Annotated in this window: 22 protein-coding genes; 10 read left to right on the top strand and 12 right to left on the bottom strand. The window is 68.9% G+C overall.

Annotated elements, in window-relative coordinates:
• Positions 1-100 precede the first annotated feature (100 nt).
• From AC1DNF_RS11955 to AC1DNF_RS11940, 4 genes are read right to left on the bottom strand one after another with little or no spacing between them, the layout of a single operon-like run.
• Complete coding sequence (locus tag AC1DNF_RS11955) at positions 101-739, bottom strand: histidine phosphatase family protein (RefSeq protein ID WP_478148808.1); 639 nt, start codon at positions 737-739, stop codon at positions 101-103.
• 27 nt (positions 740-766) lie between these two features.
• Positions 767-1381 carry a DUF4136 domain-containing protein gene (locus AC1DNF_RS11950; protein WP_478148807.1) on the bottom strand — a complete coding sequence of 205 codons (615 nt, stop codon included), beginning with the start codon at positions 1379-1381 and terminating at the stop codon, positions 767-769.
• 46 nt (positions 1382-1427) lie between these two features.
• Positions 1428-2336, bottom strand: a complete 909-nt coding sequence (ttcA, locus tag AC1DNF_RS11945) for a tRNA 2-thiocytidine(32) synthetase TtcA (RefSeq protein ID WP_478148806.1) — start codon at positions 2334-2336, stop codon at positions 1428-1430.
• Positions 2336-2728 carry a dihydroneopterin aldolase gene (locus AC1DNF_RS11940; protein ID WP_478148805.1) on the bottom strand — a complete coding sequence of 131 codons (393 nt, stop codon included), beginning with the start codon at positions 2726-2728 and terminating at the stop codon, positions 2336-2338. The genes ttcA and AC1DNF_RS11940 overlap by 1 nt, the downstream gene beginning before the upstream one ends.
• A gap of 53 nt (positions 2729-2781) precedes the next feature.
• Here AC1DNF_RS11940 and AC1DNF_RS11935 point away from each other — a divergent pair, with 53 nt between their 5' ends.
• The 5 genes from AC1DNF_RS11935 to AC1DNF_RS11915 all read left to right on the top strand — a co-directional run bounded on the left by AC1DNF_RS11935 (position 2782) and on the right by AC1DNF_RS11915 (position 6887).
• Positions 2782-3843, top strand: coding sequence for a class I SAM-dependent methyltransferase (locus tag AC1DNF_RS11935; RefSeq protein WP_478148804.1), 1062 nt, complete (start codon positions 2782-2784; stop codon positions 3841-3843).
• A gap of 123 nt (positions 3844-3966) precedes the next feature.
• Positions 3967-4869 carry a TauD/TfdA dioxygenase family protein gene (locus AC1DNF_RS11930; protein WP_478148803.1) on the top strand — a complete coding sequence of 301 codons (903 nt, stop codon included), beginning with the start codon at positions 3967-3969 and terminating at the stop codon, positions 4867-4869.
• A 100-nt stretch (positions 4870-4969) separates the two neighbouring features.
• The gene (hisN, locus tag AC1DNF_RS11925; protein ID WP_478148802.1) at positions 4970-5752 is read left to right on the top strand and encodes a histidinol-phosphatase; all 783 of its coding nucleotides are present in this window, start codon (positions 4970-4972) and stop codon (positions 5750-5752) included.
• Between the two features lie 9 nt (positions 5753-5761).
• Positions 5762-5956: a DUF2905 domain-containing protein gene (locus AC1DNF_RS11920; protein WP_478148801.1), complete on the top strand. Its 195-nt coding sequence runs from the start codon at positions 5762-5764 to the stop codon at positions 5954-5956.
• A 4-nt stretch (positions 5957-5960) separates the two neighbouring features.
• Positions 5961-6887 carry an ROK family protein gene (locus AC1DNF_RS11915; RefSeq protein ID WP_478148800.1) on the top strand — a complete coding sequence of 309 codons (927 nt, stop codon included), beginning with the start codon at positions 5961-5963 and terminating at the stop codon, positions 6885-6887.
• A gap of 32 nt (positions 6888-6919) precedes the next feature.
• On the opposite strand, the gene metG is transcribed toward AC1DNF_RS11915, so the two are convergent.
• Positions 6920-9004 carry a methionine--tRNA ligase gene (metG, locus tag AC1DNF_RS11910; RefSeq protein WP_478148799.1) on the bottom strand — a complete coding sequence of 695 codons (2085 nt, stop codon included), beginning with the start codon at positions 9002-9004 and terminating at the stop codon, positions 6920-6922.
• 121 nt (positions 9005-9125) lie between these two features.
• Between metG and AC1DNF_RS11905 the strand changes: the two genes are divergently transcribed.
• Positions 9126-9593: a GNAT family N-acetyltransferase gene (locus tag AC1DNF_RS11905; RefSeq protein WP_478148798.1), complete on the top strand. Its 468-nt coding sequence runs from the start codon at positions 9126-9128 to the stop codon at positions 9591-9593.
• Here AC1DNF_RS11905 and AC1DNF_RS11900 read toward each other — a convergent pair.
• The 7 genes from AC1DNF_RS11900 to AC1DNF_RS11870 form a co-directional block, all read right to left on the bottom strand.
• The gene (locus tag AC1DNF_RS11900) at positions 9568-10812 is read right to left on the bottom strand and encodes a patatin-like phospholipase family protein (RefSeq protein WP_478148797.1); all 1245 of its coding nucleotides are present in this window, start codon (positions 10810-10812) and stop codon (positions 9568-9570) included. The genes AC1DNF_RS11905 and AC1DNF_RS11900 overlap by 26 nt on opposite strands.
• A gap of 19 nt (positions 10813-10831) precedes the next feature.
• A complete protein-coding gene (locus AC1DNF_RS11895) occupies positions 10832-11767 on the bottom strand; it encodes a CysB family HTH-type transcriptional regulator (RefSeq protein ID WP_478148796.1) in 936 nt (311 codons plus the stop codon).
• Between the two features lie 117 nt (positions 11768-11884).
• Positions 11885-12274 (bottom strand): ACT domain-containing protein, encoded by a 390-nt coding sequence (locus AC1DNF_RS11890; RefSeq protein WP_478148795.1) that lies wholly within the window; start codon positions 12272-12274, stop codon positions 11885-11887.
• Entirely contained in the window at positions 12271-13437 is a 1167-nt protein-coding gene (locus tag AC1DNF_RS11885; protein ID WP_478148794.1) for a histidine decarboxylase, read from the bottom strand. The genes AC1DNF_RS11890 and AC1DNF_RS11885 overlap by 4 nt, the downstream gene beginning before the upstream one ends.
• A 119-nt stretch (positions 13438-13556) precedes the next feature.
• On the bottom strand, positions 13557-14384 hold the full coding sequence (locus tag AC1DNF_RS11880; RefSeq protein ID WP_478148793.1) for a class II aldolase/adducin family protein: 828 nt from the start codon (positions 14382-14384) through the stop codon (positions 13557-13559).
• Positions 14385-14386: 2 nt separating this feature from the next.
• Positions 14387-15490: an LLM class flavin-dependent oxidoreductase gene (locus AC1DNF_RS11875; protein ID WP_478148792.1), complete on the bottom strand. Its 1104-nt coding sequence runs from the start codon at positions 15488-15490 to the stop codon at positions 14387-14389.
• Positions 15491-15531: 41 nt separating this feature from the next.
• Positions 15532-16575: an ABC transporter substrate-binding protein gene (locus tag AC1DNF_RS11870; protein ID WP_478148791.1), complete on the bottom strand. Its 1044-nt coding sequence runs from the start codon at positions 16573-16575 to the stop codon at positions 15532-15534.
• Between the two features lie 138 nt (positions 16576-16713).
• On the opposite strand from AC1DNF_RS11870, the gene AC1DNF_RS11865 reads away from it, so the two are divergent.
• From AC1DNF_RS11865 to apbC, 4 genes are all read left to right on the top strand, one after another.
• The gene (locus AC1DNF_RS11865; protein WP_478148790.1) at positions 16714-17925 is read left to right on the top strand and encodes an acyl-CoA dehydrogenase family protein; all 1212 of its coding nucleotides are present in this window, start codon (positions 16714-16716) and stop codon (positions 17923-17925) included.
• Positions 17926-17947: 22 nt separating this feature from the next.
• A complete protein-coding gene (locus AC1DNF_RS11860) occupies positions 17948-18571 on the top strand; it encodes a cysteine dioxygenase family protein (protein WP_478148789.1) in 624 nt (207 codons plus the stop codon).
• The gene (locus tag AC1DNF_RS11855) at positions 18568-20199 is read left to right on the top strand and encodes a rhodanese-like domain-containing protein (RefSeq protein WP_478148788.1); all 1632 of its coding nucleotides are present in this window, start codon (positions 18568-18570) and stop codon (positions 20197-20199) included. Before AC1DNF_RS11860 ends, AC1DNF_RS11855 begins: the two co-directional genes overlap by 4 nt.
• A gap of 72 nt (positions 20200-20271) precedes the next feature.
• Entirely contained in the window at positions 20272-21363 is a 1092-nt protein-coding gene (gene apbC / locus AC1DNF_RS11850) for an iron-sulfur cluster carrier protein ApbC (protein ID WP_478148787.1), read from the top strand.
• The last annotated feature ends 110 nt before the right edge of the window (positions 21364-21473 follow it).

Here is a 21473-nt window from a genome sequence, read left to right as displayed (position 1 = left end):
CTGCATCCGTTTTTACACTTTGAGTACAAATGTCTGACAACCAGTGTCAGGTTGGCGGCAAATTCGATAGAAAAGTTCTATTTTTGCGCCTTGCCTGCGCTCAGACCGTGGCTTCGTCCAGCGCGCCATCGTTCAAGTGCCCGCTGTCGGCCCAGCCGACCAGGGCGAAACCCTGCGGCGTCCAGAGCAGGCGGTTGATGGACGCGTTGCCAAGGTCCCAGGTGCGCGGCGCCTGCAACTCCTGGCGGGTCGCGGCCCGGTAGAGCACATCCAGCACGCCTCCGTGCGCCACCATGAGCACGAGTTCGCCGGGATGGCGCGTGGCGATGGCGGTCGCGGTGCGGGTCACCCGATCCCTGAATGCAAGCAGCGACTCACCGCCCGCGGGTGCGAATTCGGGGTCGCGGGTGCGCCAGAGCCGAGCCTGCTGCGGCAGGTTCGCATCGATCTCGGCGAAGGTGCGGCCCTCGAAATGGCCGAAGGCGCGCTCCCGCAGGCCGGGTTCGGCGATGACCTGGATGCGATGCGGCCTGGCGATTTCGAGCGAGGTGTGCCAGGCGCGGGACAGATCGCTGGCATAGATGGCCGCGATCGGCTCGTCCTCCAGCGCCTGCGCCACGCGTCCGGCCTGCCAGAGCCCGGTGGCATTGAGCGCGATGTCGAGTTGGCCCTGAATGCGCGAATCCACATTCCAGGCGGTTTCGCCGTGGCGAACGGCGATCAGTCGGGTGGCCTCCATCGCTGGGATTCTAGGGTGGGTCCCCTGCTACTTCGCGCTGGGGACCTCGATGTCGACCCGGCGCTGGCCCTCCGGCGGCGTCGGGAAGCCTGCCAGGGTGGCCTGGAACATCACCGGCAGCACGACATTGCTCTGCGTGTAGGGGCCGTCGTTGCGCGCGTGGGTCTCGTACACCACGCGGTTGGAAGGCAGTTCGCGCAGCACGATGCTGACTTCACGCGCGTACCAGGGGTCGACGGCGGGCGGGAAGGCCGGTCCGAACCAGCCCCCGCCATACCAGCCGTGGCGGCCATAGCCCCATGGGCCGCCATGGCCGGGCCCCCAGGGGCTGTCGTAGAGCCACGGGTCGGCCCAGGGTGAAAGTTCGGCGGTCACGCGCGCCCCGATCTGGGCCGTATAGCGCGGATCGGCATCGTCGCGCCGCAGCCCGACGCGCTCGAGGGCCGCGCCGGCCATCGCCTCGAGTTGCTCTTGCCGCGCCTGGCTCGCCTGCTGCGAGGGCAGCCGCTCGAAGCGGTAGGTCGCGCCGGCCGGCAAGGCGCCGATGGAGGAGAAGGTCTTCACGTCGCTGTCGACCACCCAGTGCGTCGCGCAGCCCGACAGGCCGGCCGCGACCAGAAGGGTGAAGAGCATGCGTCTCATCGGACTCTCCTTCCTGCTGCGGGCTTCGGCCCTGAAGGCCGGCCGCTCACAGCTGCACGATGCGCAGGGCCGAGGGTGTCGGATAGTCGGGCGCGTCGAAGGCCTTGTCGCCCTCGGCGTCGGCCACCCCCGTGGCCTTGAGACCCTTGAAGTCGAAGGCCGTTCCGTCCAGCAGGTGCGAGGGCACCACGTTCTGCAGCGCGCCGAACATGTTCTCTATGCGCCCCGGATGCTTGCGCTCCCATTCGCGCAGCATCTCGCCGACCTGCTTGCGCTGCAGGTTCTCCTGGCTGCCGCAGAGGGTGCACGGGATGATGGGGAATTGGCGGTGCTGCGCCCAGCGCACCAGGTCCTTCTCGGCCACATAGGCGAGCGGCCGGATCACGACGTGCTTGCCGTCGTCGCTCACCAGCTTCGGCGGCATCGACTTGAGCTTGCCCGCGAAGAACATGTTGAGGAAGAAGGTCTGCAGCATGTCGTCGCGGTGGTGCCCCAGCGCGACCTTGGTGGCGCCGAGTTCATCCGCCACCCGGTAGAGGATGCCGCGGCGCAGCCGGCTGCAAAGGCCGCAGGTGGTCTTGCCTTCGGGGATCACGCGCTTGACGATGGAGTAGGTGTCCTGCTCCTCGATATGGAAGGGCACGCCCAGGGCGCTGAGGTAGCCCGGCAGTACGTCCTCGGGGAAGCCCGGCTGCTTCTGGTCGAGGTTGACCGCGACGATGTCGAAATGGATCGGCGCGCGGGCCCGCAGCTTGAGCAGGATGTCGAGCAGCGCATAGCTGTCCTTGCCGCCCGAGACGCAGACCATGACCTTGTCGCCTTCCTCGATCATGTTGTAGTCGACGATCGCGCGGCCCACTTCGCGGCACAGGCGCTTCTCGAGCTTGTGCGTCTCGCGTTCGATCTTCAGATTGTGGGTGGACGAGGGAGTCTCGTCGATCCATACGGCGCTCATCATTTGCTCCTGAAAGCTTCGACCCCGACCGCATCGCAGTCGGGGTATACATCGGGTTTGGCGGTCGACACCCGCGCGGCGTGCACCTTCGGATGCGCGAGCAGCAGCGTGAGGATGTCGTCGCACAGCGTTTCCTGCAAGTGGACATGGCCCTTGCTCAGGCGCGTGGCGATGGTGTGGCGGATGAAGTCGTAGTCGAGCACCTCGTCGAGTTCGTCCGCCTTCGGCGTCGAGATCGCGAGCGGCACATACAGGTCGGCGTTGATGATCACGCGTTGCTCGGCACGCTTCTCGTAGGCATGCACGCCGATGTTGATCCAGACCTCGTAGTCGCGCAGGAAAACGCGCCGGCACGAGAGCAGCAGGGGGTCGAGGGCGGCAGTGGTCGTCATCCTGATAGATTTCCCGTATGAACCAGGAGCAAGGCGCGCGACGCGCCACCCCCATGACCCGGATTATCGATGCCGCGCTGCAGCGCGCCGGTGGCTGGCTGCCTTTCGACCGTTTCATGGCGCTGGCGCTCTATGCCCCGGGCCTGGGCTATTACGCCAATTCGAGCCGCAAGTTCGGGCAGATGCCCTCTTCGGGCAGCGACTTCGTGACCGCCCCCGAACTCACGCCGCTCTTCGGCCGGACCCTGGCGGTGCAGGTCGCCGAGGCGCTGTCGAAGACCGGCACGGACGAGATCTGGGAATTCGGCGCCGGCTCGGGCGCGCTGGCCTCGCAACTGCTGGATGCCCTGGGCGAGCGCATCTCGCGCTACCGCATCGTCGACCTCTCCGGCACCCTGCGGGAACGCCAGCAGCAGGCGCTGGCCGGGCACGGGTCCCGGGTCGAGTGGCTGGGCGAACTGCCCGAGACGATGCGCGGCGTGGTGGTCGGCAACGAGGTGCTCGACGCGATGCCGGTGCAGCTGCTCGCGCGCACGGGCGGCCGGTGGTTCGAGCGCGGTATCGTGGCGCGGGGCGACGGCTTCGTCTGGGAGGACCGCTCCACCGAGCTGCGCCCGCCCGTGGAAGTGGAGGGCGCGCACGACTACCTGACTGAGATCCACCCGCAGGCCGAGGCCTTCATCGCCACCCTGGCCGAACGCCTGAAGCAGGGCGCCGCCTTCTTCATCGACTACGGTTTCCCGGAAGCCGAGTATTACCACCCCCAGCGCCACATGGGTACTGTGATGTGCCACCGCGGCCACCAGGCCGATGGCGATCCGCTTTCCGACGTCGGCGCCAAGGACATCACGGCCCACGTCAACTTCACCGCCATCGCGCTTGCCGGCCAGGAGGCGGGCCTGGAAGTGCTCGGCTATGCGAGCCAGGCCAGATTCCTGCTGAATTCGGGCATCCTGCCGATGATGGAACAGTCCTCCATCTCCCAGCGCGCGCTGGCCGCGCACCTGATCCACGAGCACGAGATGGGCGAGCTGTTCAAGGTGATCGGCTTCGCGGTGGGCGAGCCGTGGGATGCCATCGGATTCACGCAAGGCGACCGTAGCCATACGCTTTGAGCGGATGGGCGAGGGAATAAGCTAGCAACCACAGTTTCTTGGCGATCGTCGCGCTCGGGCCTAAAGTGCCCTGTTCGCCGCCCGCCATTCCGGCGCCCGGCGCCACGATGGATACCTGTTCCGATGACCGCTGTTCTCCACCCTGAAGCAGGCACGCGCGACGCGCCGCCGCAAGACTTCGAAGTGCGCCGCTTCGACGCCCCGGTCGGCGCCGAGGTCGTCGGCCTCGACATCTCGAAGCCGATCAACGACGCCGATTTCGCGCGCATCCACAGCGCGCACCTCGACCACCACGTCCTGGTGTTCCGCGACCAGCGCATCACGCCCGATGCCCACATCGCGTTCAGCCGCCGCTTCGGCCCGCTGGAGATCCATGTGCTGCACCAGTTTCACCTGCAGGGCCATCCCGAGATCCTGATCGTCTCCAACATCAAGAACGACCAGGGCGAACCGATCGGCCTGGGCGATGCCGGCGTCTACTGGCACTCCGACATCTCCTACAAGCCCCGGCCGAGCCTCGGTTCGCTGCTGCACGCGCAGGAACTGCCCAGCGAGGGCGGCGACACGCTCTTCGCCGACCAGCACCTGGCATGGGAAGGCCTCGACCCGGCGCTGCGCGAGCGCATCCTGCCGCTGAAGGCCGAGCACAGCTACCTGGCCAAGTACGAGGAACTGCGCGCCCGCAACCCCTGGCGACCGAAGCTCTCGCAGGCGCAGGTCGACAAGGTCGCGCCGGCCGTGCAGCCGGTGGTGCGCACGCATCCCGAGACCGGCCGCAAGGCGCTGTTCGTCAGCGAGCATTTCACGACGCGCATCGTCGGCCTTGCGCGCGAGGAAAGCGACGCGCTCCTGGCCGAGCTGTACGCGCACAGCGTGAAGCCCGAGTATGTGTACCGCCACCGCTGGGCGCCGCACGACCTGGTTTTCTGGGACAACCGCTCGCTGATGCACCTGGCCGCGGGAACGCCCGACCACCTGCGGCGCAAGCTCTACCGCACGACGATCGAAGGCGACACGCCCGTCTGAGGCGGCGGGATCGCGCGGCGGGTCGGGTCTAATCTACTCCCCCGCCCCGCCCCGCCCCGCCCCGTCCCGCCCCGTCCCGGCCACTTCTTCGCCCCCCGCCATGACCGCCTTCCCTTCGCCCCAAGACAACCTGCGCATCGCCAACGCGCTCGCCGACGCCGCCGCCTCGCATTCGCTGCGCCTCTTCCGAACGCCGCTGGACATCATCGCCAAGGCCGATGAAAGCCCGGTCACGCAGGCCGATCGCGCCGCCGAGACGGCGATGCGGGAGATCCTCGGCGCGCAGCGGCCCGCGGACGGCATCTTCGGCGAGGAACACGGCCGCGAACGCCTGGATGCCGAGAGCGTCTGGGTGCTGGACCCGATCGACGGCACGCGCAGCTTCATCACCGGCTCGCCGCTGTGGGGCACGCTGATCGCGCTGGTGCGCGGGGGCCGCGTCGAGCTGGGCATGGTCGACATGCCCGTGCTCGGCGAGCGCTGGGTCGGTCAGGCCGGCCTCGGCGCGCGGCGCAACGGGCTGGCGGTGCGCGTGAGCGGCTGCGCGAGCGTCGCCGAGGCGCGCATCGTGACCACCTCGCCCGACATCTTCAATGCCGCCGACTGGCAGGCCTTCGATACGCTCAGCCGCCGCTGCGCGATGCGGCGCTTCGGCGGCGACTGCTACGGCTATGCGCAACTGGCCGGCGGCACCATCGACCTGGTGGTCGAGACCGGTCTGCAGCCCTACGACTACCTCGGCCCCGCCGGCCTGATCGAAGCCGCGGGCGGCATCATCAGCGACTGGCAGGGCCAGCCGCTCGGTCTCGCCTCCGACGGCCGCGTCGTCGCCGCCGCGACGCCCGAACTCCACCGGCAGGCGCTGGCGCTGCTGTCGGCCTAAACTGCACCGATGATTCGCTGGCTCATCGTCGTCGTTCTCGCGCTGCTGCTCATGAGCGGGCTGACCGGCTGGCTGCGGCGTTTCGGCTTCGGTCGCCTGCCCGGCGATTTCGAATTCCGTGCCTTCGGGCGCGAATGGCAGCTGCCGATCGCGAGCACCGTGCTGCTCAGCATGATCGCCGCGCTGATTGCACGATGGATCTGATGCGATGAGAGCCTGTGTCGATGTCGGCGGCACCAAGGTCGCCGTGAGCCTGTCCGCGGACAGCGCATCCCCGCTGATCGGCCGCCGCAGCGAGCCGACCGCCAAGACCGGCGACAACGACGCGGTCGCCGTGCAGATCCTGCGGCTCATCGACGAGATCTGCGGCGAGCAGGGCATCGACCCCGGCACGATCGACCGCGTCGGCGTGTCCTCTGCCGGCCCCTTCGAGCTGCATGACGGCATGGTCGAACTGGCCACGCCCAACATCTGCGGCGGCATCGCCGGCCCCGCGCGCGGCTTGCCCAACCAATGGATGACGGCGCGTGTCGAAGCGCCGCTGCGGCAGCGCTTCGCGAAAGTGCGGGTCGAGAACGACGCGGTCGCGGCGCTGGAGGCCGAGCGCCGCTGGGGCGCGTTGAAGGGCTTCGACCACTGCGCCTACGTCACCTGGAGCACCGGGGTGGGCGTCGGCCTGTGCGTGGACGGCCACGTGCTTCGCGGCAAGAACGGCAATGCCGGGCACGCGGGCCACAGCTTCGTGGCCGACGACGACAACCACGCGCTGTGCGGCTGCGGCAATCTGGGCGACGTCGAAGGGCTGGTCGCGGGCAACGCCATCGCGCGCCGCTTCAACCAGTCGGCGCCCGATCTGTTCGCCGCCGCCGCGCGCGGCGAGGCGCAGGCGCTCGCCACCACCGACGCGCTGTGCCGCGTGATGGGCCGCATGCTCTACAACCTGGTGGCCACGCTGGACCTGCAGCGCATCAGCCTGGGCGGCAGCGTGTTCCTGAACAACCGCGACTTCCTCTTGCCGCGCCTGCAGGCGCAGATCGACGGCAGGCTGGTGGCGCTGACGCGCGATGCCTTGCTGGTGCCGGCGGGCCTGGGCGACAAGGTGGGCGACTACGCCGCGCTGGCGCTGGTCGACTGAAGACCCGGATCAGGGTCAGCGCTTCGAGGGCCTCATCGCACGCGCATGCCGGGCGTCGCGCCGGGCCAGGGTTCGAGCACATGGATGCCGGGCTCGAGCGTAGAGTCCGCGTGGCTGGCGGCCAGCACCATGCCTTCGGAGACGCCGAACTTCATCTTGCGCGGCGCCAGGTTGGCGACCAGTACCGTGAGCTTGCCCACCAGCTGCTCGGGCTGGTAGGCCGAGGCGATGCCACTGAACACGTTGCGGTGCCGGTCCTCGCCCGCATCCAGCGTCAGGCGCAGCAGCTTGGTCGAGCCCTCGACCTTCTCGCAAGCCACGATCCGGGCGATGCGCAGGTCGATCTTCGCGAAGTCGTCGATGGAGATGGCGGGCGCGATGGCCTCGCCGCCGGGCAGGGCGGCAGCGGGCGCGGCTTGCGAACCCGCGTCGCCGGCCGGCGGCTCGACCAGGGCGTCGAGCTGCTTTTCGTCCACGCGCTGCATCAGGTGCTTGTAGTCGCTGATCACGTGGCCGGCGCCAAGCAGCCGGCCGGCATCGGCCGACAACAGCGGCGCGCTGCCCAGGAAGGCTTCGACCTGCGCCGCCAGCACCGGCAGCACCGGCTTGAGGTAGATCGTCAGCAGGCGGAAGGCTTCGATGCAGGTGGTGCAGACATCGTGCAGCCGCGCCTCCATGCCCTCCTTCCTGGCGAGTTCCCAGGGCTTGTTCTGGTCGACGTACTCGTTGACCTTGTCGGCCAGCAGCATGATCTCGCGCAGGGCCCGCGCGTAGTCGCGTCCGTCGTAGAGCGCCTGCAGCGAGGCGGAAGCGGCCTGCAGGATCGCGAGCAGGGCCGCCCCATCGGCCGTCACGGTGCCCAGCTTGCCGCCGAAGCGCTTGGCGATGAAGCCGGCCGAGCGGCTTGCGATGTTGATGTACTTGCCGATCAGGTCGGCGTTGACGCGCGCCATGAAGTCCTCGGCCGTGAAGTCGACGTCCTCCACCTTGGCGTTGAGCTTGGCGGCGATGTAGTAGCGCAGCCATTCGGGATTCATGCCGATCGAGAGGTACTTCAGGGGGTCGATGCCGGTGCCGCGGCTCTTGCTCATCTTCTCGCCCGACACCGTGATGAAACCGTGCACATTGACCTGACTGGGCGTCTTGCGGCCGCTGAACTGCAGCATCGCGGGCCAGAACAGCGTGTGGAAGTAGACGATGTCCTTGCCGATGAAGTGCACCTGCTCGACCGCCGGGTCGGCCACGAATTCATCGAAGCTCTGGGTCGTGCGCGAGGGCGCGTGCCAATGCTGCGCGGCCTGGCCCTTGTCGAAGTGGTTCTTCAGGCTGGCGAGGTAGCCCACCGGGGCGTCCAGCCACACGTAGAAGTACTTGCCCGGCGCGTCGGGGATCTCGATGCCGAAGTAGGGCGCCTCGCGCGAGATGTCCCAGTCGGCCATGCCTGCCTCGAACCACTCGCTGGCCTTCTTCGCCATCTCGGGCTGCAGCTTGCCGTCCTGCGTCCAGCTCTTGAGGAAGGCGACGACCTTCGGGTCGGACAGCCTGAAGAAGAAGTGCTCCGAACTGCGCAGCTCGGGCGTGGCGCCCGTGAGCGTGGAATAGGGGTTGATCAGCTCGGTCGGCGCGTAGACGCTGCTGCACACCTCGCACGCGTCGCCATACTGGTCCTTCGAGTGGCACACCGGGCATTCGCCCTTGATGTAGCGGTCGGGCAGGAACATGCCCTTGACCGGGTCGTAGAACTGCTCGATGGTGCGCGTGGCGATCATGCCGCCCGCCTTGAGCTGCCTGTAGATGCCCTGCGCAAGCTCGGTGTTCTCGGCGCTGTCGGTCGAGTGCCAGTTGTCGAATCGGATATGGAAGCCGTCGAGGTATTCCTTGCGGCCGGCGGCAATCTCGCCGACGAATTGCTGAGGCGTCTTTCCGGCCTTCTCGGCCGCGATCATGATCGGCGCGCCATGCGCGTCGTCGGCGCCGACGAAATGCACCATGTGGCCCTGCATGCGCTGGAACCGCACCCAGATGTCGGCCTGGATGTATTCCATGATGTGGCCGACGTGGAACTTGCCGTTGGCGTAGGGCAGGGCGGTGGTGACAAAGAGTTTGCGCTGGGTCATCGCGGGGGCGCTTTCGGGGAGGGGATCTGTCTGGAGCGGATGGCGGCCGGCCGTCGGGCCGGCGGAAGGAGCAGCATTTTAGGTGGCGGGGCTATAGTGCTGCCCAGAACCGCCGCACACCGTGATTACCGAATACGAAATCACTCTCGCGCAAGTCTCCGACGCCCAGGCGATCGCGGAGCTGTCGCGGGACGCCATCGAATACGGCCTCTCCTGGAACTGGACGTACCGTCGCGTGATGCGCTGCATCCGGGACGCGTCGACCAACGTGGTGGTGATCCGCCGGGGCGGTGAACTCCTGGGCTTTGCCATCATGCGCTACGGCGACGACGATGCCCACATCCCCTTGTTCGCGGTCCGGGTGACGCAGCGGCGCAGTGGCCTGGGTTCGGCCCTGCTGGCCTGGCTCGAGGCGACGGCGGGGGTCGCCGGCATTCGCTCCATCCGGCTGGAGGCGCGTGCGGGCAACCACGCCGCGAAGTCCTTCTATGCGCGGCGCGGCTTCGTGGAGTCGGGGTCGAGCCCGGGGTACTACGAAGGCGTCGAAGACGCGGTCCGCATGATCAAGACGCTGGGGCCCGAGGCTTGAGCGTGGCCTCCCACCCGAAGAAGGCGCACACCGCGTCCCGTTGCGCAAGCGTATCGGCCCGCCCCAGTTCCATCAGCTCCCGCGTGAAGCCCGACTCGAACAGCAGATAGCTCGCGAAAGCCGCGCCCTTGACGTTGGCGGTGGCGCTCGCCTCCGGGCCGACGAACAGACGGCGCACCGCGCCAGGCAGTGCGGCGATGTGGCGCGCCGCGATGGCGTCGATCCGCTCCGAGGGCGAAATCACCAGCAGCTCCATGGGGCGCAACGCGTTGGACGGCAGGGAGTCCGGCGGGATCAGCGACAGCGTCTGGTTGATGCGCCGCAGGCGCTCGATGTCGACCGCCAGCGAGTCCAGGAAGATGCTCGACAGCGCATGGCCCGCGATCTGCGCCATCGACGGGTAGCCGGTCAGCGCGTTGGGCGCCAGCGCTTCGCGCGGCTCGTGCATGCGCCCGGCGCCGATGGCGAGGATGCGCTGGGCGCCCAGGTGGATGGCGGCGGCCATCGGCGCCGACTGGCGCATCGAGCCGTCGCCGAAATACTCCGTATGGCCCTGCATCGGGAGCGCCATCGCCGGGAAGATGAAAGGGATCGCCGACGAGGCCATCAGGTGCTCGTGCGTGATGCGGTCGCGCACCGACAGCCGTTGCGAGCGCACCCACGGCTGCATTGGTTTCTCGGACTCGAAGAAGGTCACGTGCTCGCCCGAGCTGTAGCTCGAAGCAGTGACGGCAAGGCCCTCCAGATGGCCCGCTTGCATCAGCGCCGGCACGCGTTCGAGCGGCACCATGCGCGCCAGAAGCTCGGCCAGCGGCGTGTTGTCGAGCAGCGAGCGCGGCTTGATGCGCAGCCACCTGGTGATGAGCTGCCCCGCGCCCAGCAGCACGCGCCAGCGCGCGGGGGCGTCCAGCACCGAGAGCGAATCGACGCGGTACACCTGCTCGGCCCGGAAGTCGCGCCACACCTGCGCGATGCGCCGCACGGCGCTGTCGAAGTCGTCGGCGCCGCAGGCCAGCGCGGCCGCGTTGATCGCGCCGGCCGAGGTGCCGGTGATGATGGGAAAGGGATTCCTCAGCGCCTGTGCGCCAGCCTCGCGGCGCACGTCGGCGATCGCTTCGAGCACGCCGACCTGGTAGGCCGCGCGCGCGCCGCCGCCAGTCAGCACAAGGCCGGAGGTGCGTGTGGGCTGCGGAGTCGGGGCGGGCTGTGCGGATGGCATGAAGGCCGCACAGCGTACCTCAGCTTTCGCCGGCTCCCGGCGCCGCCAGTGCCTGCTCCACCGCCGTGCGCGTCAGTGTCGGCGCAAAGCACTCGATGAAGGCATGCACATAGCCGCGCAGGTAGTTGCCGCGCCGCACCGCGAGCTTGGTGAGATTGATCCCGAAGAGCTCGCCCGCGTCCAGTGCGCGCAATTGCGTGTCGCGCTCGGCCTCGTAGGCGATGCCGGCGACGATGCCCACGCCCATGCCCAGCTGCACGTAGGTCTTGATGACGTCGGCGTCCATGGCGGTGAGCACGATGTTCGGGTTGAAGCCGTGCTGCTCGAAGCTCTTGTCGATCCGGGTGCGGCCGGTGAATCCGGTGTCGTAGGTGATGAGCGGATGGCGCGTGAGCGCCTCCAGGGTGAGTGGTTCGTCGAGCAGGGCGTGTCCTGGCGGCACGATGACCGAATGCGTCCATCGATAGCAGGGCAGTGCCAGCAGTTGCGGGTAGTCGCCGAGCGCCTCGGTCGCGATGCCCACATCGACCTCGCCGCTCATCAGCATCTGCGCGACCTGTTTGGGCGAGCCATGGTGCAGGTGCAGCTTCACGTTGGGAAACTGCGCGCGAAACTCCTGCACCGCCATGGGCAACGCGTAGCGCGCCTGCGAGTGGGTCGCGGCGACCGAGAGCAGGCCGACCTGCCGGGCCACGAACTCCTGGCCCGCATGCCGCAGGTTGGTGCTCTCCATCAGCATGCGCTCGATGATGGGCAGCACGTGGCCACCGGGCTCGGTCAGTCCCGTGAGGCGCTTGCCGGCGCGCACGAACAGCTCGATGCCCAGCTCGTCTTCAAGCTCGCGGATCTGCCGGCTCACGCCGGGCTGGGAGGTGTGAAGCACATGGGCGACTTCGGTCAGGTTGAAGCCGCAACGAACGGCCTCGCGCACCGAGCGCAATTGTTGGAAATTCATGATGCGGGAACGGGGAACGGCGCCCATGAGGGCCTGCCGGGCCATTGTCCGCAGCGGCAACGGATCGGGGAACGACCGTTTTGTTGATTCCAAATAGGGAAATCATCTTTGGCCCCTTCACAGCAGGCGGTCGGCCAGCAGGGTCCTCGCCCGGTCGTTGTTGTCCGCGGCGATGGCGACGACGCATCGGCCCGCGCTTCGGCTGATGGTCTGCACCATGCGGATGTCGAGCGCGCCATCCGCCAGTTGCCGCGTGATCCGGGCCAGGGACCCGGCCGCGTCTTCCACCTCGAAGATGACGACGTCATCGGAGACGGCCTGCAGGCCGGCGCCGGTCAGGACGCCCAGGGCCACGGGCAGGTTGTCGACGTCCACCTGGAGCACGGCCGTGTGGCCCACCACGCGGCCGTTCATGGTCTCGATGTTGATCCGGTGATTCGCCAGCAGCTCCGCGACTTCCGCGATCAGGCCGCTGCGGTCCTCCGTCACGACGGTGATCCGGCTCATGCCGGTGCTCCCTCTGTCGAGAGCGTTCCGCAGGAGGGCGCGGCGTCGGTGTGTCGTTCGTAGTCCTCGACCAGGTCGCTGACCAGGGCGTCGATCTGTTCCCGGGTGACATTCGGCATCACAATCAGGTGCGAGATGCCCTGCGTCGCGAGCTGCCAGCGGGTTCTCAGGGTGTCGCTGACCTTGGGAAATACCACCGTGAGGGCGTTCGGATTCCGCCAGGCCGCGATGCCGGCATCGCGCATCCGGGCTTCGGCGTAGGCCGTCATGGCCAGCGCGCTTTCCGCGCGCCGCCGCAGTCCCGCGACGCCCAGCGACTTCAGGCGGTGCCACAGCAACAGCGGCGTGAGTCCGTTGCGCGAGCCGTTGACGGTCGTATCGAGCGAGCCGATGTAGCCGATGGAACGGGCAATGCGTTCGACGTGGCCATTGCGCGCCAGCACGATCCCGCAAGGGATGGGACAGCCGAGGAACTTGTGGCCGCTGATCGAGATGGAGTCGGCGCCGTCCGCGAAGTCGAAAGGCGGCCGGGGATCGAGAAAGGCCGAGTAGCCGCCGGAGAGTGCGCCGTCGCAATGGATGTAGCGTTCGCGGATGGCCAGGTCGTCAAGGATGGCCCGCATCGCGCGGATGTCGTCGCGCGCCTCGGACATCGTGGTCCCGATGTTGGCGAAGAGGATGGCCGGCTTGTCGCGGTTGACGCGCAGGCTCTCGCGCAGGTCCAGGTAGTCGATCTCGCCGTGCTTCTGGCTGCGCACGGTGATCGATCGCAGGCCGAGCAGGTGGATGTTCTTGGGGACCGAGTAGTGGGTGTCCTCGGAGCAGTAGACGATGCCCTTCGGCAGCAGTTCGCGCGCCAGATAGAGCCCGTACAGGTTGCCTTCCGTGCCGCCGTTGGTCACGTAGCCCCAGGTGCCGTCGGTCGGTGCTCGAAGGAGTTCGGCCATGAACTGCACGACTTCGCATTCCAGCTGGCGGGTGCCGACCCGGAAGGTCGACTCCACGAAGGGGTCGCCAAGGTTGTTGAGCGGAAGGTCGAGAAAGTGCTTGAGCGGGGCCGCATCGAAGTCCTTGGAGATGGGGTAGCCAAGGAAGCGGGTGGTGGCCTCGTCCAGTTCCCGGTAGAGGGCATCGAGTCGGGCCGCGTCGGTGGAAGACAGCATGAGGAGTCGCGCAAGGTTGGGAGGCCGCGAGTCTCCCATCGGCGCGCCGGCGTCGCAGCTACCAATTTTGGTAGTGCCGGCATGGCGGGGCATTGCCGGCCCATCCTGATCGATTCCCGCTAGTCGAGTAGCTCGGGCTCGGCTTCGACCAGGCCTTCGTAGAGGCTCTCGAAGGCATGCAGGGCGCCTTCGGGTCCACCGATCTGGCTGTGCGTGTGGCGCGCCGTGGCTTCGTCGATGGGCTGCGGCTTGCCCGCCGCCTCGGCGAGCAGTTGCGTATGGCAGGCGTTGTCGAGGGCGATGTACCACCAAGCCGCGGCCTCGACCGTGGGGCCGGCGCTCAGGATGCCGTGGTTCCTTAGGATGGCGCCCTTGCGCCCGCCCAGCGCCCTCGCGATGCGCAGGCCTTCGCTCGCCTCGACCACCATGCCGGTGAAGTCGTCGAAGAGCGCATGGTCCTCGTGGAAGACGCAGCTGTCCTGCGTAAGCGCATCCAGCTTGCGGCCGAGCGTCGACCAGGCCTTGCCGTAGGTCGAGTGCGTATGCGCGGCCGCGACGATCCCGGGGTTGTGTTCGTGGATCGCGGCATGGATGGCGAAGGCCGCCTTGTTGAGCGGGCGCTCGCCGATGACGGTCTCGCCCTTGGCGTTGACCAGCAGCAGATCCGACACTTTGATGCGCGAGAAGTGCACGCCCAGCGGATTGACCCAGAAGTGGTCGCCCAGCTCCGGGTCGCGTGCCGTGATGTGGCCCGCAAGCCCCTGCGCGAAGCCAAAGCGCGCGAAGAGGCGGAAGGCGCCGGCCAGGCGTTCCTGCCGATGCCGGCGCTCGGCCTCGACGCTCGCGCGCCGCGCCGGCGGGTCGAACCAGTACTTCTGCCGCGGCTGCGCGTGGAGGGCGAGCCCGTTGGCCGGCCGGGCGGCTTCGATGTCGACGACGGCGCTCATGGTCAGGCCGCCTTGCGTCGCGCGGCAAGGCGCCGCGCCACCAGTTCGCGCGTGCGCGGGATGAGTTCGCGGCCATAGTCGGTGGCGTCCTCCAGCGGATCGAAGCCGCGGATCAGGAAGGTGGTGACGCCGAGGTCGTAGTAGTCGAGGAGGGCATCGGCCACCTGCTCGGGCGTGCCGACGAGCGCGGTGCTGTTCGAGCGGCCGCCGATCTCCTGCGCGACGGCGGTCCACAGGCGCTTGTCGACCCGCGAGCCTTGTTCGGCGGCCGCCAGCAGCCGCCTCGCGCCCTCGCTCTGTTGCGGGCCGCCCCGGCCGAAGCCCTGCACCACGCGCAGGCGCCGGGTCTCGCTCAGGATGTTGTCGGCACGCTCCCAGGCCTTCTCCTCGGTCTCGGCCAGGATCGGGCGGAACGAGACCGAAAAGCGCAGACCGCGGCCATGCCTGGCGGCCTCGGCGCGAACGCGGCCTGTGAGTTCGCTCGCCTGCGCCAGCGATTCGCCCCACAGCGCGTACACGTCGGCATGCTTGCCCGCGACGGGGATCGCGGCCTCCGAGGCGCCGCCGAAGTACACCGGCACGTGCGGCCTGCCGTTCTGGGTCTGCACCGGCTTCACTTCGGAATATGCGTCCTTGTAGCGGTAGTGCGCGCCCTCGTGGTCGAAGGGCGTGTCGGCGGTCCACACCTTGCGCAGGACTTCGAGGTATTCGTCGGTGCGCGCATAGCGCTGGTCGTGGTCGAGCCAGTCGCCGTCGCGCTTCTGCTCGTCGTCGGAGCCGCCCGAGATGTAGTGCACGGCGAGCCGCCCGCCGCTGAACTGGTCGAGCGAGGCGAATTGCCGCGCCGCCAGCGTGGGCGCGACGAAGCCGGGCCGGTGCGCCAGCATGAAGTGGATGCGCTCGGTGACCGAGGCGGCGTAGGCCACCGTCAGCGTGGCGTCGGGGCCGGTCGAATGGTGCGGCACCAGGATGCGGTCGAAGCCGGCCTGCTCATGCGCCTGCGCGAAGGCGCGCACGTAGTCGCGGTCGATTGCCGGATCGCGCGCGGGATGGATTTCCGAGACCTTCCGGGTCTGGATCATGCCGATGAATTCGATGTCGCTCATGGGTTTGTCCTTGCTGTGAAGAATGGAAAGGGAAGAGGAGTTCAGGCCGGATTGCCGGCGCCCTGCAGCGCGCCGCCGAAGCTGCGATCCCACAGCGGCGCCACGTCCGCGGGACCGTCGAGCACGCCGAGCTTCAGGAAGGTGTCGGCCACTTCCTGGTGGCTGCGCACCGCCGCGCTGGTGACGGGGCCGAGGGCGTAGTCGTTGCTGCGCCCGTTGAAGAGCTCGATCAGGTCGCCCACCGGCACCCTCGTCTCGGCCGACTGGGCGCGGGCGTAGTCGAGATAGTTGGCGTTCGCCCATGCATAGGCGCGCTGCAGGCGCCGCAGGAAGTCGGTGATCGCGGCATGGCGCGGCGGGTCGTTCACCGCGCGCGGATTGGCATAGACCGGGAAGTTGCCCGAGAGGTAGCCCTTGCCGGTCTTGATGATCCGGGCGCCGTACTGCGTGCGCGCAAGCTGCCCGTTGTAGCCGTAGATGGCCCAGGCATCGAGGTCGCCGCGCGCGAAGGCCGAGAGACCGTCGGCCGGTGTCAGGTGGGTGGCCTGGATGTCGCTGAAGGACAGGCCGGCCTCGGCGAGCTGCTTGCTCAGGTAGTAGTGCGCGGTGGTGGCGCGCACGTAGCCCACCCGTCTGCCCTTGAAGTCGGCGATGGTCCGGATGGCCGCGTCCTTGCGCGCAAGGGTGGCCTGGTTGTTGAGGTCTTCATGGATCACCGCGATCAGGCGCACCGCGGCCTTCTGACGCGCCGCGAAGGCCGCCGGTATCTCGCTGCCGGAACCGATGTCGAGGGCGTCGCCGTTGATGGCTTCGATGTGCAGCACGCCGTTGTTCAGTTCGCGCCAGTCGATCCTGTAGGGCGTCCTGCCCTCGCCCGCCGCTTCGATCAACGGCCGCCACAGGCCCTTGTAGGTGCCCACGCGCAGCGTCAGGCCGGAAAGATCGGCGCCTGCCCCGGGTGTGGCGGCCCTGGCGCGGGGCGTCAGCAGGCCGGCGGCGCCGAAGGCCGCGGTGGCGCCCGCTGCCCGCAGCCAGCGGCGGCGCGACCCGTTCGCCAGATCGACTGGCGGGTGATGAAGTGTCATGACTTTCGCGGTCCTCGTGGTCATTGATGAGGCGTGACCGTAATTCCTCGGCGTGCGAAAACGAACGCAGAAAAACGAGCTTGGATATGCGGCTTGCGTCGTTTTCGCCGTGCGATGCAGGCGCTAAGGTTCGCCCCCATGAGTTCCCAAGCCCTGCGCCGCCTGCCACCGGCCGTCTCCCCCGCCTCGGATGCCGGTCTGCTGGCCCGTCTGTCCGGCCTCTTCGCGCAGACCGCCGCCGATTACGATCGAAGCGGCGCCTTTCCGCGCCAGAACTTCGAAGCGCTGCACGCGCATGGGTTGGTCGGCCTCGTCGCGCCGCGCGGCCATGGCGGCGGCGGCGCCTCGCTCGACGCGGCGCGCCGCGTGCTCGCTGCCGTGGCCTACGACGAGCCTGCGACCGCGCTGATCCTCGCCATGACCTGGCTGCAGCACCAGTCGATCGGACGCGGCGACAACCGCTGGCCCGCCCACCTGCGCGAGCGCGTGCTGCGCGATGCCGTGCGCGAGGGCGCGCTGATCAACGCGTTGCGCGTGGAGCCGGCGCTCGGCTCGCCGTCGCGCGGCGGCCTGCCGGCCACGGTCGCACGGCGCGAAGGCGCGAACTGGCGGATCAGCGGCCACAAGCTCTACACCACCGGCATCGAAGGGCTGACGTGGCTGGCCGTGTGGGGCCGCACGGACGAGCCCGCGCCGCGCGTCGGCTTCTTCCTGGTGCCGCGTAGCGCGCCGGGGATTCGCGTCATCGCGAGCTGGGACCACCTGGGCCTGCGCGCCTCGGGCAGCCACGAGGTGCTCCTCGATGAAGTCATCGTGCCGCGCGACCACGCGGTCGACTTGCGCGCGCCGGCCGATTGGGCACCCGGCGCGGGAAGCCAGGCCGATGTGGATGCGCACGCGACGCAGCAGGCCTGGATGGTGGTGCTGCTCGGCACGCTCTACGACGCCGTGGCGCGCGCCGCCCGCGACTGGCTGGTCGAGTTCCTGAACCGGCGCGCGCCGAGCGGGCTGGGTGCGCCGCTGGCCAGCCTGCCGCGCGTGCAGGAAGCGGTGGGCGAGATCGAGGCGCTGCTGAGCGGCAACTGCGTGCTCCTCGCGCATGGGGCAGCGGAAGTCGACGAGGGGCGCGCCCCCGCTGCAACGCGCAGCGGACTGTTGAAATACACGGTCACGAACCACGCGATCCGCGCCGTCGGACTCGCGCTGCAACTCAGCGGCAACCACGGGCTCACCCGCCAGAATCCGCTGGAGCGTCATTACCGCGACGTGCTGTGCGGCCGCATCCACACGCCGCAGAACGATGCCGTCCTGGTGGCGGCCGGCAAGGCTGCGCTGGGGGGCGCCCCATGAATCGCGGCGGGCGACGCTGCAGATGCGGGCTGGCCAAGCGGTGAACGCCACGGCCTGCCTTGCGCGGCGGCGCGATTTCGTGATCGATTTCGCCCGCCTGCTCGACGAACGGCCGGAGGAGCCGCGCGTCGTTTCGCAGGGCGGCGCGCTGCTGCGCCGGCTGGTCGCGCGTGACGACTGGCTGCCCGATGCATGGGCGCGGCCTGATGCCGGGCGCTACCAGCAGTTCCTGCTGCATGCCGACCCGGCCGGGCGCTTTTCGGTCGTGAGCTTCGTCTGGGGTCCCGGCCAGGCCACGCCGGTGCACGACCACACCGTGTGGGGGCTGATCGGGATGCTGCGCGGCGCCGAGTACAGCCAGCGCTACCGGGAGCAAGACGGCGCCCTGCGTCGCGCGGGCCCGCCGACGCGGCTCGACCCGGGCAATGTCGAAGCCGTCTCGCCCACCATCGGCGACGTGCATCGCGTGCGCAACGCCTTCGACGACCGCGTGTCGATCAGCATCCACGTCTACGGCGCCGACATCGGCACCGTGCGGCGCCATACTTACCCGGCCGGCGGCGGGCGCAAGCCCTTCGTCTCGGGCTACTCCGACGCGCCATTGCCCCCTCTTGGGGATCGATCCTGCCAACTTCGAGATTCATGACTTCCGTACTCGCAGAACCCCGCGCCGACGCCAAGGCACTTTCATCCGCCGCCGTGCGCGAGTGCCTGCTCGCGAAGGAGGAGATCGCGCTGATCGACGTGCGCGAGGAAGACCCGTTCGCGCAGGCCCATCCGCTGTGGGCCGCCAACCTGCCGCTCTCGCGGCTCGAACTCGATGCCTGGCGCCGCATCCCGCGCAGGGACACGCTGATCGTGCTCTATGGCGAGCACGAAGGCGCCGACCTCGCGCCGCTGGCGGCCGGGCGGCTCGCCGCACTCGGCTACACGCGCGTGCACCTGCTCCAGGGCGGGCTCGACGGCTGGCGCGCCGCCGGCGGCGAGCTGTTTCGCGACGTGAATGTTCCCAGCAAGTCCTTCGGCGAACTGGTCGAGCACGAGCGTCACACGCCTTCGCTGTCGGCCCGGGAGCTCAAGGCCTTGATCGACGCGCGCGCCGACGTGGTCGTGCTCGACGCGCGCCGCTTCGACGAATTCCAGACCATGAGCATCCCCACCGCGACCAGCACGCCGGGCGCCGAGCTGGTGCTGCGCGTGCGCGAGCTCGCGCCCGATCCGGCGACGCGGGTGGTCGTCAATTGCGCCGGCCGAACGCGCAGCATCATCGGCACGCAGTCGCTGGTGAACGCGGGCATTCCCAATCCGGTCGCGGCACTGCGCAACGGCACTATCGGCTGGAAGCTCGCGGGGCAGGTGCTCGAGCACGGCGCCGCGCGACGCGCCCCGGTGGCGAGCGAGGCGAATCGCGCGGCCGCCGAAGCCGGCGCGCGCGCCGTGGCGTTGCGCGCGGGGGTGCGCTGGGTCGGCCTCGGCGCGCTCGCCTCGCTCGAGGCGCCGGGCCGCACGCTCTACCGCTTCGATGTGCGCACGCCCGAGGAATACGAGGCGGGGCATTTGCCCGGCTTCGCGAACGCGCCCGGCGGCCAGCTGGTGCAGGAGACCGACCACCACGCGCCGGTGCGCGGCGCGCGCATCGTGCTGGCCGACGACGATGGCGTGCGCGCGCCGATGACCGCGTCCTGGCTCGCGCAGATGGGTTGGGATGTTCATGTGCTCGACGCGCATCCCGCGTCGGCGCGCCATGCGCGCGGCGCGGCGCCGGCCGGGCAGCCCGCCGCGCCGCCGGTGGCCGAGCTCGCGCCGGCCGCGCTGCTGGCGCTGCTGGGCGAAGCGCCGACGGAGGTCGCGGTGATCGACGTCACGGCCAGCGCAAGGCATGCGAAGGGCCACGTCCCCGGCGCCTGGTTCGCGGTCCGTGCGCAGCTGGCGCGGGCGCTGGATGTCATTCCCGCCGCGCGCCGCTATGTGCTCACCTGCGGCAGCGACACCCTCGCGCGCTTTGCCGCGAGCGACCTGCGCGCGCTGCTGGATGCCCGGGGAAGCGATGCGCGGGTGGCCGTTCTCAAGGGCGGCAACGAGGCCTGGTTCGCCGCCGGATTGCCGGCCGAAGCGGGGCTGCCGCGCGCGGCGACGCCACCCACCGACCGATACCGCCGGCCTTACGAGGGCACCGACGCGACGCCGCAGGCGATGCAGGCCTACCTCGACTGGGAGTTCGGCCTCGTCGCCCAGCTCGCGGCCGATGGCACGCACGGCTTTCGCGTGGTCTGAGGGGTCAAGTTCGGGGCCGGCGGTGATTCCCCGGTCCCGCACTAGACTATCTGCCATTCAGGAGTTCCATCAATGGCAGTTACGCAAGAGGCGCTCGCGGAGGCGCTCAAGGCCGTCCTCGATCCCAATACCGGCAAGGATTTCGTCAGCACCAAGGCGCTGAAGCACCTGCAGATCAGCGAGGGGGATGTCTCCTTTGAGATCGAGCTGGGCTATCCGGCCAGGAGCCAGATGCCGGCGATGCGCAAGGCGCTGGTCGCCGCCGCCAGGACGGTGGCCGGCGTGGAGAACGTCTCGGTCAACATCGTCACCAAGGTGGTCAGCCATGCCGTGCAGCGCGGCGTGCAACTGATGCCCAACGTCAAGAACATCATCGCGGTGGCCTCCGGCAAGGGCGGCGTGGGCAAGAGCACCACCGCGGCCAACCTCGCGCTGGCGCTCGCGGCCGAGGGCGCCGCGGTCGGCCTGCTCGATGCCGACATCTACGGCCCGAGCCAGCCCATGATGCTGGGCATCGACCGCCGCCCCGAAAGCGAGGACGGCAAGACCATGGAGCCGCTGGAGAACTACGGGGTGCAGGTGATGTCGATCGGTTTCCTGGTCGACCAGGACGAGGCCATGATCTGGCGCGGCCCGATGGCCACGCAGGCGCTGGAGCAGCTGCTGCGCCAGACCAACTGGAAGGAGCTCGACTACCTGATCGTCGACATGCCGCCCGGCACCGGCGACATCCAGCTGACGCTTTCGCAGCGTGTGCCGATGACCGGCGCGGTGATCGTCACCACGCCGCAGGACATCGCGCTGCTGGATGCGAAGAAGGGCATCAAGATGTTCGAGAAAGTCGGTGTGCCGATCCTCGGCATCGTCGAGAACATGGCGGTGCACGTGTGCTCGAACTGCGGGCACGTCGAGCACATCTTCGGCGCCGAGGGCGGAAAGAAGATGGCCGAGCAGTACAAGATGGACTATCTCGGCGCGCTGCCGCTGGACATCAACATCCGCCTGCAGGCCGACAGCGGCAAGCCGACGGTGGTGGCCGACCCCGACGGCGAGGTGGCGGGCATCTACAAGGCGGTCGCGCGCCGCGTCGCGGTGGGCATCGCCGAGAAGGCGAAGGACTTCTCGGCGAAGTTTCCGACCATCACCGTAAGTAAGACGACATGAGCTCACCGCCAGGCTTCGTGTCGCCTCGCCTTCCCGTCACCGGGGGCAACACCGGCGACCCGGCAAAGCCGGTTCCGCGGTGTTCCTGGAATGAGGATCGGGATGAGGGT

The sequence above is a fragment of the Variovorax sp. 01T432 genome (genome assembly GCF_056398605.1).
The sequence above is the reverse complement of the archived record's forward strand: the minus strand, read 5'-3'. Positions and strand labels throughout refer to the sequence as shown.